This is a genomic window from Ralstonia sp. UNC404CL21Col, from assembly GCF_000620465.1.
Classification (GTDB): Bacteria; Pseudomonadota; Gammaproteobacteria; order Burkholderiales; family Burkholderiaceae; genus Ralstonia; species Ralstonia flatus.
Window position 1 is genome coordinate 1,380,506 of the sequence record NZ_JIBE01000003.1, and the last position, 15,167, is coordinate 1,395,672.

The window sequence follows — 15,167 nt, forward strand, 5'->3', positions numbered from 1 at the left end:
AATCCAAGGCGCCATCTAGGGCGGGTACGGCCACACCTTCTGGAGGCTTGGGTTGTCGATTTGGTTTGCCGCTGTTCCTGGTTTATTGCCAGCCGCCGCCTAGGGCCTGCATGAGCGCGGCGGAGTCTAGCAACCTGTCGGCTTGGCTCTGCACCTGTTGCAGCGTGGCTTGGTCGACCTGGCGTTGGGCGTCCAGCAACGTTAGCGTGCTGATGCCGCCGGCGGCGTGGCGGGCTTGGGCGGCGCGCAGGGTCTGTTGCGCCTGGTCGGTTGCGAGCGCTCGGGCCTGTAGCGTTTGGGCGTCGTTGTTGACGGCGTGGAGGGCGTCGGCCACTTCTTGCAGACCTTGCAATACGGCTTGCTTGTAGGCGGCGCCCGCAGCGTCATAGGCGGCTTCGGCTTCGCGTTTTTTCGCGCGCAGGGTGCCGCCGTGGAAGATTGGCTGCGTGAGCCCGGCGCCCAGGTTCCAGATGCTCGATCCGGCGCCGAGGAGGTTGCGGAAGCTGGTGGTTTCCGAACCCAGGCCTGCGGACAACGTGATGCGCGGGAACAGGTTGGCCGTGGCCACGCCCACGTTGGCGCTGGCTTCGTGCCACATCGCTTCGGCAGCGCGGATGTCGGGGCGGCGCTGCGCGAGCGTGGATGGCACCGACACCGGCAGCGGGTCGGGCAGATGCAGTGCGTCGAGCGACGGCAAGTCCGGCAACCCAGCGCCGGGCTCACGGCCGAGCAATACCGATAGACGATGCCGCTGCTGCGCAGCCTGTTGCGCGAGCGGCGGCAACGTGGCGTCGGTCTGCGCAACAAGCGTGCGCTGCGAGAACGCATCGACCTGCGCGACGCCGCCCACGCTCAACCTCCGCTCGGTGATCTCCAACTGCTTGCGCTGCTCGGCCGCCAATCGCTGCGTGGTCGCGATCTGCGCATCCAGCGCGGCAATCCGCACCACGGTCGTCACCACATTGCCTGCCAGAGACAAGTGCGCCGCTTCGAGTTCATAACGCTGCGTATCGACCTGCGCTTGCGATGCTTCCAGCGCCCGGCGCACGCCGCCAAAAATATCGAGCGCATACGACACCGAGAGCGACGCCGAATACAGCGTAAACGGCCCCGGCTTGGGCGTGTTGAAACCGAACGCCTCCGGGTTGATCTGCTGACGCACCGCCGACACGGTGCCATCCACCGACGGCAACGCATAGCCGAACTGCGCCTGCGCTTCGGCCTGCGCCTGACGCAAGCGCGCCTCCGCCTGCGCGACGGACGGGCTCGCGCGCAACGCCTCGTCCACCAACGCATCCAGCGCCGGCGATCGGAACAGGTGCCACCAATCCGCCGGCACATTGGCATCGACAAGATGCTGCGCTTCGCCGCCAACCACGGGCGCGGATGCGGTTTCGGGCGAAACAGGCTGCGCGGAATAGCCGGTAGCTGCAGGCCCCGCAGGTGCCTTGAAATCGGGACCGACGGCACAGCCGCTCAGAGATAACGCGACAACAATCACAACGCCAAGCAACCGCTCGCCACCCACCACCGCACGCCCCACCGCCAACAGGTGCCCACCGATGGTTCGGCCGTACCCTGCCCTAGATGGCGCCTTGAATTTCTGTAAGCGGGTGGAAACAAGACGGGGAACTGTCTGAGCGAAGCGAGTTTTCCCCGTCTCCGCACAGTTACAAAAATCCAAGGGGAAGTCGCCATCTCGGGCGTGCCTTTCTTTGCTTAGCTTTCTTTGGCAAGACAAAGAAAGTAAGTCGGCCCCGCCAGGGGACGAAACAAGGGATGCACCACCAGCGTCAGCACGTCGAATCCACCGCGTCCACATAGCCACCTCAATCCAACGTCCTGCGATAAAACCGCAACGCCACCCCCAACACCACCACCGTAAACACCATCAACGGCCAGATGCTCGGCCACAGCTCAAACCATCCATTGCCCTTGAGCAAAATGCCTCGCGTGAGTCGGTTGAAGTACGTCATGGGCAGCAGGTTGCCGATCACCTGCGCCCACTTGGGCATGCCCACGAACGGAAACATGAAGCCCGAGAGCAGGATGTTCGGCAGGAAGTAGAAGAACGTCAGCTGCGTCGCCTGCAACTGGTTCTGCGCCAGCGACGACAGCGTGATCCCTACCGTCAGGCTCGCCACGATAAACAGCAGTGCCGACACGTAGACCATCCACACGCTGCCGACAAACGGCACGTGGAAAACGAAGAACGCCATCAGCAGAATGATGGTCACCTGCACCAGCCCGATGAAGATGTACGGGACGATCTTGCCCGTCATCACCTCCAGCGGATGCACCGGCGTGGCGAGCAGGTTTTCCATCGTGCCGCGCTCGCGCTCGCGCGTCATGGCCAGGCCCGTCATCATCACCATGGTCATCGTCAGGATGGTGCCCATCAGGCCTGGGATGATGTTGTACTGCGTGATGCCTTCCGGGTTGTAGAGCTTGTGGATGCGCACATCGAATGGCGGCGCGGCACCGCTCGCGCTCGGGCCCGCGCCCGCACCTCCGGCCAGCGGCGACAGCGCACCCTTCATGTCCTTGTTGACGACGCCTTGCACCAGTTGCGAGAGCGACGCCACAGCCAGGCCGGTAGCGGCAGGGTCGGTGGCATCGGCTTCCACGAGCAGCGAGGGTTTCTCTCCGCGCACGAGCCGGCGCGTGAAGTCCGGCGGGATGGACACGACAAACTGCAACTGTCCCTTGGCCAGCGCTTCGCGCCCCGCGGTTTCGTCGACCAGCGTGGTCGTCAGGTCGAAGTAGTCGGAGTTGCGCATGCTGGCCAGGAAGCTGCGCGTGAACTCGCTCTGGTCTGCGGCAATCACGCCGGTCAGCAGATGCTTCGGGTCGGCGTTGATGGCAAAGCCGAACAGGAACAGCTGCATGATCGGAATGCCGATCATCATGGCGAACGTCACGCGGTCACGGCGCAGTTGCAGGAACTCCTTGAGCACCACGCTCCACCAGCGCACCAACGAAAACCGATTGCCGTCCGCCTTCATGGCTGCGCCCCGTAGTTGTCGGAGGAGCGCTTCATCATGTGGATGAACACGTCTTCGAGGCCCGTGTCGATCGGCTCGGCGCGCGTGCCGGATTCTCCGGCGAGCTTGCGGAGCGTGCCCTCCAGGGCTTGGGCATCGGCCCCGGTCACGTGCAGCACCGAACCAAACGCGACGGTCTGATCCACGCCGGGCTGCCCTTCCAGCTTGCGGCCCAGTTCCACTAGATTGCCGCCCGAAACCGACCATGTCGACAGATGCTGTGCGGCGATCACCTCATCGGCGGTGCCGTGCGCGAGCAGTTCGCCATACGCGATGTAGGCGAGCTTGTGGCAGCGCTCGGCTTCGTCCATGTAGTGCGTGCTGACGAGCACCGAGATGCCTTCCGCCGCCAGCCGGTGCAGTTCTTCCCAGAAGTCGCGGCGCGCTTTCGGGTCCACGCCGGCGGTGGGTTCATCGAGCAGCAGCAGCTCAGGCTTGTGGAGCATGCACGCGGCCAGCGCCAGACGTTGCTTCCAGCCGCCCGACAGCGAACCCGCCAGTTGCTTGGCACGCGAGGCCAGCCCAAGATGCTCCAGCGCATGGTCCACCACCTCGCGCCGATTGGGCATCTCGTACAGGCGCGCGACGAAGTCCAGATTCTCGCGAATCGAAAGATCGTCCCAATACGAGAACCGCTGCGTCATGTAGCCGACGCGCCGCTTGATCTGCGCAGACTCTTTAAGGATGTCGTAACCGAGGCAGGAGCCGCTGCCGCTGTCGGGCGTCAGCAGCCCGCACATCATCCGGATCGACGTGGTCTTGCCGCTGCCGTTGGGGCCGAGAAAACCAAAGATCTCGCCGCGCGCGACTTGCATGGAGAGGTCTTTCACAACGTGCTTGTCGCCGAAGTGCTTGTTCAGGCCATGCACGTCGATGGCGTAGTCGCCGGTACGTGTGTGCGGTTGACCGTCGTGGCTGGCAGCGCTCATGGCAGCGTGACCTCCACGGGCTGGCCCGGGCGCAGCTTCGGACCGTCGGCCGCAGCCGGCCGCGCTTCCACCATGAAGACCAGCTTTTCGCGCGTCGCGTTGCTGTAGATGACGGGCGGCGTGTATTCGGCTTCGGTGGCGATGTAGGTGACGGTGGCGTTGATATCCGCCGCGCAGCCATCGCAGTGCAGGCGCGCGGCTTGCCCCGGCTTGAGCGCGCCGACCACGCCTTGCGGCACGAAGAAGCGCACTTTCACGTTGGCCGGCGGCAGCATCCGCACCACGGGGCTGCCGGGGCCAACCCACTCGCCTTCGCGATACAGCGTGTCGAACACGAGACCGCCCTGCGTAGCCTTCTGCGCTTTCTGATCGAGCCGCCACTGCGCTTGCGCCACCGCCGCACGCGCGGCTTCCACCTGCGCGGATTGCGCGCGAATCTGGTCATTGCGCGCCGGCAACTGGGCGATGCGCAGCTGGTTGGTCAACTCACGCACGCGCTGCGCATTGGTCTGCGCAGTCGAGCGGCTTGCATCGAGCTGCGATTGCGCGATGCCACCTGCGCGGAACTGCGCTTCGTCACGCGCGAGCTGCGTCGACGAAAGCTTGTCCGCCGCCACCGCCTGGGCCAGTTGCGCGCGCACCGCGTCCACCTCCGGCACGCGCTTGCCGACGTTCAGATCGGCGAGTTGCGCTTCGGCGCCTTGCAGTTGCGCGGCGGCCTGCTGGCGGGCCGCCGTCTCATCCACCGATTCCAGTACGAAGAGCGGCGCACCCGCGTTGACGGTCTGCCCGCGCTGCACGCCGAGATGTTCGAGCCGCCCGCCCACCGGCGAGGCCACGTAGACGAACTCGCCTTCCACATAGCCCTGGTAGGTGCGGTCGTCGTGTTTGGCGCAGCCCGCCAGCACGATGGCTGCGGCCGATGCCGCCGCCAAAGACCCTGCCCTACCCATGCACAACGCTTGCCGCATACCGCCCTCCGCGGGATTCGATTGATGCGATTGACCTGCCGTGTACGCCCTACTCGCGCCCCTTGCTCTTTGGCTTGGACTTGGGCTTCGATTTCGATTTCCGCTTGGCTGATTTCCCGTCGGCTTGCTCCGCCGTGGCGACGGGCCCGATGCCATGCAGCAGCAGCGCCGCCACATGCCGACCGATGTCCTCGTCGCTGACCCGATCCGCCAGCGGCAGGCGGCCCCACAGCGCGCGCGTCGCCAGCGGCAGCATCGCCAGGCCGATCAACGACACCATCACCAGCGGCGGCTGCAAAGACGCGTTCACCGCGCCGGCGGCCTGCGCGCGCGCAATGCGGTCGACCAGCAACGTGGCACGCTCCAGCGCGATGCGTGCAAACACACGCTCGCGCAACTGCCCGCCCTCGCTGGCGATCTCGCGAATCCACAGCGTCGGAAACCATGGCGTGGCCGTCGCCACTGCGACCATGCGCTGCGCCACGCCGGCCACCGTCTGCGCAAGGTCGGGCAGATGGGCGTCGTCGGCGATGATCGCCAGTGCCGGACCCGTCACCTGATCGATCAACGGACGGATGCGCCCTTCCACCACAGCGTCGAGCAATTGATCGCGCGTCTTGAAGTGGTAATGCACCATCGGCGCCGTCACCCCGGCTTCGCGGGCGATGGCAGCAAGCGTGGTCGGGCCGACGCCGTCGCGCGCAAATAACGTGACGGCAATGTCGAGCAGGCGGTCGCGGAGGTCGTCGTGCGTTGCGCCATCCTGGCGGCGGGGGCGGCCGGGGCCGCGAGGGGAAGGTTTGCGGGCTGCCATGCCGCGAATATTAATTGTCGAATTAATTAATTTCAAGGCGGCAATTGGCGTCTCGCAGATCAGCCAGGAACGGGACGGCCGCGCGGCTAACCGCGCGCCGCTGCATCCAGTTGCGCAAGCCGCACCAGCAAGCGGTCTTGCGCTTCGCTTGGGAAGCTCGATGTGCGGCGCACGGCAAACACGGTGTTGAGGCAGCGTCGCGTTGCGATTGGGCGCACAACGTGCAGGCGCCCACGCTCCACTGCCTCCTGAATGGCATGCAGCGGCAGCACCGACCAGCCCATGCCAGCCTCCACCAAGGTGCTCACCTCTTCCAGGTCGGACACGTGATGTGCGCTGACGGTCGTCTCGGGCATGCGCCGGAACAGCGCCTTGAACCACAGCCCGTAGACCGCATCGGATTCGTCGTAGGTGACGAAGGGCAGCGCCGCGCAATCAGCCAGCGTGCGGGGTGCAGCGTGCTCACGCAGTGCGCGGGCACTGCAGGCCAACACGAACTCTTCGGTATAGACGGCGTGGTGCTCAAACAGGCGCGACGTGCGCGGCGTGTAGACGAACCCAAGATCGGCGCGGCCGGATTCGACGTGGCTGAAGACCTCTTCGTCGCTGCCGAAGGCGAGTTCCAGGCGTACATCGTCCAACAGCGGCGCGTCGGATTCGGGCGACGGCGTCAGGAGCGCCGGCATCAGCACATAGCGCCCGAAGCTGGAGCCGCTCGCCAGCTTGAGCGACACGCGCTCCATCTCGCCGCTGTGCAAGGCGGCGCGCAGTTCATCCAGCCCGGCAAACGCATCGCGGCACCACGCACGCACCGACGTGCCGGCGCGCGTGAGCACGAGCTTGCGCCCCGAACGCTCGAACAAGGGCACGCCGAGCCACTGCTCCAGTTGCCGCATCTGGTACGACAGCGCCGGTTGCGACACGGCCAGGCGGTCTGCGGCACGCACGAAGCTGCCCTCGTTGGCGACGGTCAGGAAGCTATGCAGATAACGCAGCGGCGAGTGCGACATGGCGCCTCAATTCATCAAATTTTTGGATCGAAAAACGAAAAACATTCGATTTGATTTCAAGTCTGTCAGATCGCACAATCCGCCGCAAGTGAACGACCGATCCAGGCAGGAGGCCATCATGACGACCGCAATGCAACATCCGAGCTATGCATTGGAAGACCGTTACGGCGCACGCAACTACGCGCCCTTGCCCGTCATGCTGGAACGCGGCGAAGGCGTGTGGCTCTTCGATACGGATGGCCGGCGCTACCTCGACATGATGTCGGCGTACTCGGCGGTCAGCTTCGGTCATTCGCATCCGAAACTCGTTGCAGCGCTGATAGAGCAAGCGGGCCGCCTGACGCTCACGTCGCGCGCATTCCACAACGTCGAGCTGGGCCCCTTCCTGGCCGACGTCTGCCGCATCACGCGCATGGACCGCGCGCTACCCATGAACACCGGCGCCGAGGCCGTCGAAACCGCCATCAAGGCGGCCCGCAAATGGGCACGCGACGTGAAGGGCCTGGCGCCCGAGGCGGCCGAGATCATCGTCTTCGAGAACAATTTCCACGGCCGCACGACGACCATCGTCGGGTTCTCCTCGCACGATCAATATCGCTACGGATTCGGCCCGTTCGCGGCGGGCTTCCGACGCATTCCGTTTGGCGACGCCGATGCGCTGCGTGCCGCCATCGGGCCCAACACCGGCGCCATCCTCATGGAACCTGTGCAAGGCGAAGGCGGCATCGTCGAACCGCCTCCTGGCTACTTGAAACTCGCACGCGAACTCGCCACCCGGCACAACGTGCTGCTGATCTGCGACGAGGTGCAAACAGGCCTCGGCCGCACCGGCGATGTGCTCGCGAGCTGGCATGAAGGCGTTGACGCCGACCTAGTGGTGCTGGGCAAGGCGCTCGGCGGCGGCATGGTGCCCGTGTCAGCCATCGCAGGACGCGAGGCGGTCATCGGCGTGTTTCGGCCGGGGGACCACGGCTCCACGTTTGGCGGCAACCCGCTCGCGGCGCACATCGGACGGGCGGCACTTGCCTTGCTGATGGAAGAACAACTGCCACAGCGTGCCGCGCGCGTGGGCGCAGCGTTCATCAATGAACTGAAAACGCTGGTCGGCCATGGCGTGCGGCAGGTGCGCGGACGCGGCTTGTTGATCGGCCTGCAGCTCGACGCCGACATCGACGCACACGACTTCGCCTTCGCGCTGGCCGAGCGCGGCGTGCTGACCAAGGACACCAACGGCAACGTGGTCCGCCTGACACCGCCGCTGGTGATTGGCGAGGCCGAACTGGCACTGGCGCTGGAGGCCATCCGCCAGACGCTGGCAGGGTGGCCGCGCCGCAAGGTGGCGTGACGGAAGAACTTGCAAGGGGAGTGACATGACCATCATCGATCTGATCGGCGCGGCCATCGGCTGCGGCGCGCAAGACGACGGCTGCAAGGACGGCCCGCGTGCGCTGCTGGAAGCCGGCGCGCTGGCGCGGTTGCAGACGCCGGACACGCACGCTGCGCTCGTGCACGACATCGAACTGGCGACGTCGGCCGGGCACAGCCGCTCGGCGCGCCTGGCCGCGCTCCCGGGCGTGGCCGGCTTCTCGCGCGCGCTTGGCGATGCAACCGCGCACAGCGTGCACCAGGGGCATGTGCCCGTGATCATCGGCGGCGATCACTCGTGCGCCATCGGCACGTGGTCAGGCGTGGCGAACGCCTTGCGGCCGAAGGGTCCGCTCGGCCTGATCTGGATCGACGCCCATCTCGACAGCCACACGCCGCAGACGAGCGATTCCGGCGCCATCCACGGCATGCCGCTGGCGGCACTGCTCGGCCACGGCGCGGCGGCCCTCACGCAAATCCGCGATGCCGCGCCGAAGCTGTTGCCGGAACACGTCGTGGTGATCGGCGCGCGCAGCTACGAGCCCGCCGAACGCGCGTTGCTGGATCTGCTTGGCGTGCGCGTCGTCGACGCCGCCGAAGTGGCACGCAACGGCCTGCGCGCCGTCATGGCCGACGCCATCCGCCAGGTCAAATCGGGCACCGCGGCCTTTGGCGTGACACTGGATCTGGATGCCTTCGACCCCGCCGTCGCACCCGGCGTGGGCACGCCCGAAACAGATGGACTCACCGCACACGGCATGGCACAGGCACTCGCCGCTTGCGCGCGCGACGCACGTTTCGCCGCATTCGAACTGGTGGAATACAACCCGCGCCACGACAAGGGCGGGATCACAGCGCATCTGGCCCTGGACCTGCTGGCCAGCGTCGCAGGCGCGTTGCACGCCCAGCGCCGCGAATACGCGACGGCGGCTTAAGCCGCCAAACCGCAGGCACCAACGCCCGCACACCAACGGTCTGGCCGTTGATGCCCTAGATGGCGCCTTGAATTTCTGTTGCAGGGAGGAAAAAGAAGGGAGGCCTGTCTGAGCGCAGCGAGTTTGCCTCCCTTCCCTGCCTGCGACATAAATTCAAGGAGGGGGTCGCCATCTCGGGCGCGCCTTTCTTTGCTTACTTTCTTTGGCAAGACAAAGAAAGTGAGTCGCCCCCGGCAGGGGGTGAAACAAGGGACGCTCCACGAGCATCAAAAAAAGCCCTCAGCCCGACTCTTTAATCCGAAACACCTCAACACCCACGGATTCGCAATCCGGATACACATCCGGCTTCTCCGTCGACACCCGCGCAGCCAGCACATGCGGATGCTTGAGCATCGCCGTCAGCACGTCATCGCACAGCGTTTCCTGCAAGTGAATATGACCTTGCGCCATACGCCGCGCCACAGTGTCACGCATGAAGTCGTAATCCACCACTTCATGCAGCTTGTCTTCCGTGGGCGACGAATGCTCCAGCGGCACGTACAGCTCGATGTTGATCAGGACGCGCTGCTCGCCCTTCTTCTCGAATTCATGCACGCCGATGTTGATCTGCACTTCGTAGTTGCGCAGAAACATGCGGCGGCAGTGCGACAGGCGCGGGTGGGATAGCAGGGAAAGCATGGGAGCGTCCGGGGGAGGAGTTGTTTATTCAGTCAGGAACATCACGTCGCGGGCCAGCGGCATCAGGTGCTGGCCTCCGTCGACGAACAGCGTGGTGCCGGTCACGGCGCGGGCGGTGGCGAGGTAACACACCGCCTCGGCGATGTCTTCCGGCGTGGACGACTGGCCCAGCGGCGTCATCTGGTGCGCGCGTGCAAACCCGCCCTGCGACTGGTCGCCCGACACCATCGTGATGCCCGGCGCCACGCCCACCACGCGCAGCGCGGGCGCCAGGGCCTGCGCAAGCTGCATCGTGGCTGTCGACAGCGCCGCCTTCGACAATGTGTAAGAGAGGAAATCCGGGTTCAGATTGTCGAGCTTCTGGTCGAGCAGGTTGACGACGACGCCGCGGCGCTCGGCACCATCGGCCGTCAACGCACGGTGCAGCTCGCGCGACAGCAGCAGCGGCGCCGCCACGTTGGTGCGCATGTGCGTATCGAGCGACGCATAGCTGAAGCTCGTCGCCACGTCGTACTGGAACAAAGACGCGTTGTTGACCAGGCAGGTGGGCGTACCCAGTGCAGCGCTGCAATCGGCAATCAGGCGGCCAGCGGCGGCTTCGTCCGACAGGTCGGCCTGCAGCACGGCGGCGCGGCGGCCCATGGCGGTGATCTCGGCGGCCACGGCATCGGCCTCGGCGCGCGAGCGGTGGCAATGCACGGCAACATCCCACCCGTGGCGGGCCAGCGCCAGGGCAATGACTCGCCCCACGCGGCGGCCTGCGCCGGTAACGAGGGCGATGCGCCGCTGTGTAGCGGATTCTGCGGCCGATTCCGCAGTGGACTGGTTGGGCGTCTGCGCCATTGTTTACAATCCGGCGATGAGCAAAACCGTGAGTTTACCGCTTCCCAACGAGGCGGCGCAGGCGCAGTCCGCGCACCTGTTCGCCGTGATCGCCGACGCCATTGCGAGCGCCGGCGGCTGGCTTCCGTTCGACCGCTACATGGAACTGGCGCTCTACGCGCCCGGTCTGGGCTACTACAGCGGCGGCGCGGCCAAGTTTGGCCGCCGCGTGGAAGACGGCGGCGACTTCATCACCGCGCCCGAACTGACGCCGTTCTTCGGGCGCACCGTGGCGCACCAGATCGCGCAGGTGCTGCAGGCTCTGCCCGAAGGCCAGCGCCACGTGCTGGAATTTGGCGCCGGCACCGGCAAGCTGGCCGCCGACATCCTCACCGAACTGGATGCGCTGGGCGCACGGCCCGACAGCTACGGCATCGTCGAACTCTCCGGCGAGCTGCGCCAGCGCCAGCAGGAACGCCTGACTGCGCTCGGCCCCGAGCTGGGCGCGCTCGCGCGGTGGCACGACACGTTGCCCGCGCCGTTCACTGGCGTGATGGTCGGCAACGAAGTGCTCGATGCGATGCCCGTGTCGCTCTGGGCGCGCCGCGGCGGCGTGTGGCACCAGCGCGGCGTGATGCTCGATGCCGACAACGGCCTGCAATGGGAAGACCGGCTTGCTGACCCGTCGGAGGTGCCCGCCAAGCTGGCCGCACTGCCGGGCACGGACGATCTCGTCACCGAATCACACGAAGCCGCCGAGGGCTTCATCCGCAGCGCCGGCGCGGCACTTGAGCGCGGCTTGCTGCTGCTGATCGACTACGGTTTCCCCGCTGCGGAGTACTACCACGCGCAGCGCGCCAACGGCACGCTTATGTGCCACTACCGCCAGCACGCGCACGACGATCCGTTCTGGCTGCCCGGCCTGCAGGACATCACCGCGCACGTCGATTTTTCGGGGATTGCCCAGGCGGGGCAGGAAGCCGGGCTGGAACTGCTCGGCTACACAAGCCAGGCGCGGTTTCTGTTGAGCGCCGGCGTGGGGCAGCTGCTGATGACGCTCGATCCGTCCGATCCGATGCAGTTTCTGCCGGCCGCCAATGCCGTGCAGAAGCTACTGTCGGAAGCGGAAATGGGCGAGCTGTTCAAGGCCATCGCGCTGGGCAAGGGCATCGATGCGGCGCTGCCGCTGGCCGGCTTTGCCGATGCAGACCGCTCGAACCGCTTGGGTTAGTCGATCAGGCTGACGCGGCCTTGGCTGCTTTGGCTTCCAAGGCGCGTTCGTTCTGCTCGGCTTCGTAGCGGCCGATCGTGCCGCGCATCCACCACAGCAGCGCCAGGCCCGGGAAGGCAAACACCACGGTCATCAGATAGAACGCGGGCCAGCCGTAGGCTTCAACGAGGTAGCCCGAGGTGGGCCCGACGTACACGCGGCCGATGGAAGCCAGCGCCGACAGCAACGCATACTGCGTCGCCGAGAACGACCGGTTGCACAGCGCCATCAGCAACGCCACAAAGGCCGCCGTGCCCATGCCCCCGCAGATGTTCTCGATGCCGATGGCCACCGCCATCGTCCACAGATGCTGCGGCGTCACGGCCAGCACCCAATAGCCCAGGTTCGACACCGCCTGCAGCACGCCAAAAAGCAGCAGCGCCCTCACCAGCCCCAGCCGGACCATCAGCGTGCCGCCATACAGTGCGCCCACGATGGTGGCGGCCAAGCCGAGCGTCTTGTTGACGATGCCGACCTCACCGGCAGAAAAGCCGACACCGCGAATCAGGAACGTGGTCGACAGGCTGCCCGCAAACGCATCGCCCAGTTTGTAGAGCACGATCAACGCCAGCAGCGCCCAGGCGCCACGGCGCGAGAAAAAGTCCCGCAGCGGGCCGACCACCGCTTCCTGCAGGCTGCGCGGCGGGCGCGCCGACACCTCCGGCTCGGGCGACCACAGCGTCGTGAAGATACCCAGCGCCATCAGGCCGGCCATCAGCAGATACATGTTGCTCCAGCCCATCACGCGATCGGCCAGATACAGCGCCAGGCCGCCCGACACCAGCATCGCGAGCCGGTAGCCGAGCACCTTCACGGCTGCGCCGACGCCGCGCTCGCTCGAATGCAGCACATCGGTGCTGTAGGCATCGAAGACGATGTCCTGCGACGCCGACAAAAACGCCACCAGCACCGCCAGCCCGGCCAGTGCCCAGAGCGCGGCGTGCGGCGGCGTGAACGCCATGGCGGCAATCGACGCCACCAGCCCCGCCTGCGTCAGGACCAGCCAGCCGCGCCGGCGTCCCATGAGGGGCGGCGTGAAGCGGTCCATCAGCGGCGCCCAGAGGAATTTGAAGATGTACGCCTGCCCCACCAGCGAGAACAGCCCGATGGTGCGGATATCCAGCCCTTCCACCGTCATCCACGCCTGCAGCGTGCCGGAGGTGAGCGCCAGCGGCAGGCCGGAGGCAAAGCCCAGCAGCAGCATCGCGCCGATGCGGCGGTTGCGGAAAATATCGAGGTAATCGTGGAAGGTCATGCGGCGGGCCGGAGGCGAGTGCGAATGCGGGTTGCCACGTAGCGTGGCACGGTGCGTTGGCCGATATTATGTCGCACGGATTCGGCCCCTCACCCATATGCCCCGCGCCACACGCTCCCTGCTGATCGCCATCGGCCTCGCGCTATCTGCGTGGGCCGCCGCCATGGACGGCCCGCTGCCCGTGCCCGCCGACGGCGTGAAGCTGGAAGCGCCGACCACCACATCGCCCAACATCCGCCTCGTCATTCCGGCGCAAGAAATCGACAAGCGCGCGCTGGCGGAGTACCAAGGCATCGTCGACAACGCGGCCCACGAAGGCGCGCTGGCGCCCGACAACGTGCCCGACCTCATCCGCATCCGCAGCATCGTCAGGCGCCTCACGCCGCAGGCGCCGCGCTGGAACCCCGACGCCGCGCGCTGGCAGTGGGAGGTCAACCTGATCGGCTCGTCGCAGGTAAATGCCTTTTGCATGCCCGGCGGCAAGATCGCCGTGTTCTCGGGGCTGCTCGAACAGTTCAAGCTGACGGACGACGAACTCGCCATGGCGCTCGGCCACGAGATCGCCCACGCGCTGCGCGAGCACGCCCGCGCCCGCGCCGGCCAGCGCGAGATCACCAACCTGGGCGCCAACGTCATCTCGCAGCTGTTCGGCTTCGGCAATCGGGGCGACACGGACCTTGGCGAAGGCGCCAAGATGCACCTGCTCGCCTTCTCGCGTGCGGAGGAAACCGAGGCCGACCTGGTCGGCATGGACATCGCCTCCCGCGCCGGCTACGACCCGCGCGCCGCGCTCACCCTGTGGCAGAAAATGGGTTCGATCGGCGGGACGGAGCAAAAGCAGTTTCTATCGACGCACCCCTCGGGGCGCACGCGCATGGCCGTACTGTCGCGCCATTTGCCCGAAACGCTCACGCTGTTTGCCGATGCCCGCCATATGACGATGGCGAAACTGCCGGAATATCGGTCGAACATGCAATATCTGGGCGCGGCGCCTGTTGATAATGGCGACGAAGCGCCGATGCGGCCGATGGTGCGGCGGTAGACAGCAATCAACGTGTCTGTGGCTGTCCGCCCGAGCCGGGACGCTGCGCCGCATTCGCCTTCGCCGTGGGGCCTGACCGTGCCCGCCGCGACAACGCCATCCCCGCCACCGTCGCGCCCAGGATCAGCACCGCGCCGCCCGTCTGCATCGGGCTGAACCATTCGCCCAGGACGAGCGCGCCGAGCACTGTCGCCGTCAGCGGGCTGAGCAGCGACAGGAACGTCACGTCTGCGCCGAGCACGCCGATACCGCGCACCCACAGCCAGTAGCCCAACGCCGTGCCGATGACGATGAGGTACGCAAAGCCCACCGCGTTACGCGCCGTGAGCGCGGGCGGCAGGCCTTCCACGAACAACGCCACCGGCAGCAGGACCAGGCCGCCGAGCGCGAGCTGCCAGGCGGCCACTGCCAACGGCGTGCCGATGCGGCCCCAGCGTTCGATGAGCACCGTGCCGATCGCCATCGAGAACGCCGCGGCCAGCGCAGCCAGCACGCCGATTGCATCGAGCTTGGCGGCTGGGCCGAGAATCAGCAGCCCCACCCCCAACGAGCCGGCCAGCGCCGCGGCCAGTTGTGCGGGACGCGGCTTGCGCGCAAGCAGTGGCCACGCGAGCAGCGCGACCACCAGCGGTTGGGCCGACATGATCGTCGCTGCCACGCCGCCTGGCAGACGCTGCGCCGCCAAGAACAAGAGCGCGAAGAACACGCCGATATTCGCCAGCCCGAGAAACAGCAAGGGAAGCAACTTGCTACGCGGCGGAAGGCCAGGGCCGAGAAGCATGAGCAGGACCCCTGCCGGGAGCGCACGCAGCGCCCCGACCAGCAAGGGATGGCCGACGGGCAGCGTCTGTGTGAAGACGAGATAGGTCGTGCCCCACAGCACCGGCGCCGCAGCGGTGGCCAGCATCAACGTCAGACGGTCGAACTGCATGATGAATCTCCATGTCACGTTATTTGATATCGAAATAAATGAGGACACTGACGTCTGGTCTTCGCTTCCCTGCAGCAAGACAGGCGCTACCAGGTAAGTAC

Annotated in this window: 14 protein-coding genes; 4 read left to right on the forward strand and 10 right to left on the reverse strand. The window is 66.3% G+C overall.

The window, feature by feature from the left end:
- Positions 1-82: 82 nt before the first annotated feature.
- From N511_RS0106555 to N511_RS0106580, 6 genes are all read right to left on the reverse strand, one after another.
- Positions 83-1,822, reverse strand: a complete 1,740-nt coding sequence (locus tag N511_RS0106555; RefSeq protein ID WP_037026333.1) for an efflux transporter outer membrane subunit — start codon at positions 1,820-1,822, stop codon at positions 83-85.
- 7 nt (positions 1,823-1,829) lie between these two features.
- Positions 1,830-3,005: an ABC transporter permease gene (locus N511_RS0106560; RefSeq protein WP_027678565.1), complete on the reverse strand. Its 1,176-nt coding sequence runs from the start codon at positions 3,003-3,005 to the stop codon at positions 1,830-1,832.
- Positions 3,002-3,973 carry an ABC transporter ATP-binding protein gene (locus N511_RS0106565; RefSeq protein ID WP_027678566.1) on the reverse strand — a complete coding sequence of 324 codons (972 nt, stop codon included), beginning with the start codon at positions 3,971-3,973 and terminating at the stop codon, positions 3,002-3,004. Before N511_RS0106565 ends, N511_RS0106560 begins: the two co-directional genes overlap by 4 nt.
- Positions 3,970-4,944 carry an HlyD family secretion protein gene (locus tag N511_RS0106570; RefSeq protein ID WP_027678567.1) on the reverse strand — a complete coding sequence of 325 codons (975 nt, stop codon included), beginning with the start codon at positions 4,942-4,944 and terminating at the stop codon, positions 3,970-3,972. Before N511_RS0106570 ends, N511_RS0106565 begins: the two co-directional genes overlap by 4 nt.
- Before the next feature lie 49 nt (positions 4,945-4,993).
- Positions 4,994-5,758, reverse strand: coding sequence for a TetR/AcrR family transcriptional regulator (locus tag N511_RS0106575; protein WP_027678568.1), 765 nt, complete (start codon positions 5,756-5,758; stop codon positions 4,994-4,996).
- 86 nt (positions 5,759-5,844) lie between these two features.
- Positions 5,845-6,768: a LysR family transcriptional regulator gene (locus tag N511_RS0106580; protein WP_027678569.1), complete on the reverse strand. Its 924-nt coding sequence runs from the start codon at positions 6,766-6,768 to the stop codon at positions 5,845-5,847.
- Between the two features lie 118 nt (positions 6,769-6,886).
- On the opposite strand from N511_RS0106580, the gene rocD reads away from it, so the two are divergent.
- Positions 6,887-8,113: an ornithine--oxo-acid transaminase gene (gene rocD / locus N511_RS0106585; protein WP_027678570.1), complete on the forward strand. Its 1,227-nt coding sequence runs from the start codon at positions 6,887-6,889 to the stop codon at positions 8,111-8,113.
- 25 nt (positions 8,114-8,138) lie between these two features.
- Positions 8,139-9,068, forward strand: a complete 930-nt coding sequence (locus tag N511_RS0106590; protein ID WP_027678571.1) for an arginase — start codon at positions 8,139-8,141, stop codon at positions 9,066-9,068.
- Positions 9,069-9,347: 279 nt separating this feature from the next.
- Here N511_RS0106590 and N511_RS0106595 read toward each other — a convergent pair whose 3' ends face one another.
- Both N511_RS0106595 and N511_RS0106600 read right to left on the reverse strand, forming a co-directional pair.
- A complete protein-coding gene (locus tag N511_RS0106595) occupies positions 9,348-9,746 on the reverse strand; it encodes a dihydroneopterin aldolase (protein WP_024976941.1) in 399 nt (132 codons plus the stop codon).
- Between the two features lie 24 nt (positions 9,747-9,770).
- Positions 9,771-10,589 carry an SDR family oxidoreductase gene (locus N511_RS0106600; RefSeq protein ID WP_027678572.1) on the reverse strand — a complete coding sequence of 273 codons (819 nt, stop codon included), beginning with the start codon at positions 10,587-10,589 and terminating at the stop codon, positions 9,771-9,773.
- 16 nt (positions 10,590-10,605) lie between these two features.
- Here N511_RS0106600 and N511_RS0106605 point away from each other — a divergent pair, with 16 nt between their 5' ends.
- Positions 10,606-11,799, forward strand: a complete 1,194-nt coding sequence (locus N511_RS0106605; RefSeq protein ID WP_027678573.1) for a class I SAM-dependent methyltransferase — start codon at positions 10,606-10,608, stop codon at positions 11,797-11,799.
- 4 nt (positions 11,800-11,803) lie between these two features.
- On the opposite strand, the gene N511_RS0106610 is transcribed toward N511_RS0106605, so the two are convergent.
- A complete protein-coding gene (locus N511_RS0106610) occupies positions 11,804-13,093 on the reverse strand; it encodes a muropeptide transporter (protein ID WP_027678574.1) in 1,290 nt (429 codons plus the stop codon).
- Positions 13,094-13,190: 97 nt separating this feature from the next.
- Here N511_RS0106610 and N511_RS0106615 point away from each other — a divergent pair, with 97 nt between their 5' ends.
- Positions 13,191-14,135 (forward strand): M48 family metallopeptidase, encoded by a 945-nt coding sequence (locus tag N511_RS0106615; RefSeq protein WP_027678575.1) that lies wholly within the window; start codon positions 13,191-13,193, stop codon positions 14,133-14,135.
- A gap of 7 nt (positions 14,136-14,142) precedes the next feature.
- Here N511_RS0106615 and N511_RS0106620 read toward each other — a convergent pair whose 3' ends face one another.
- Entirely contained in the window at positions 14,143-15,066 is a 924-nt protein-coding gene (locus tag N511_RS0106620) for an EamA family transporter (RefSeq protein ID WP_027678576.1), read from the reverse strand.
- Positions 15,067-15,167: the final 101 nt, after the last annotated feature.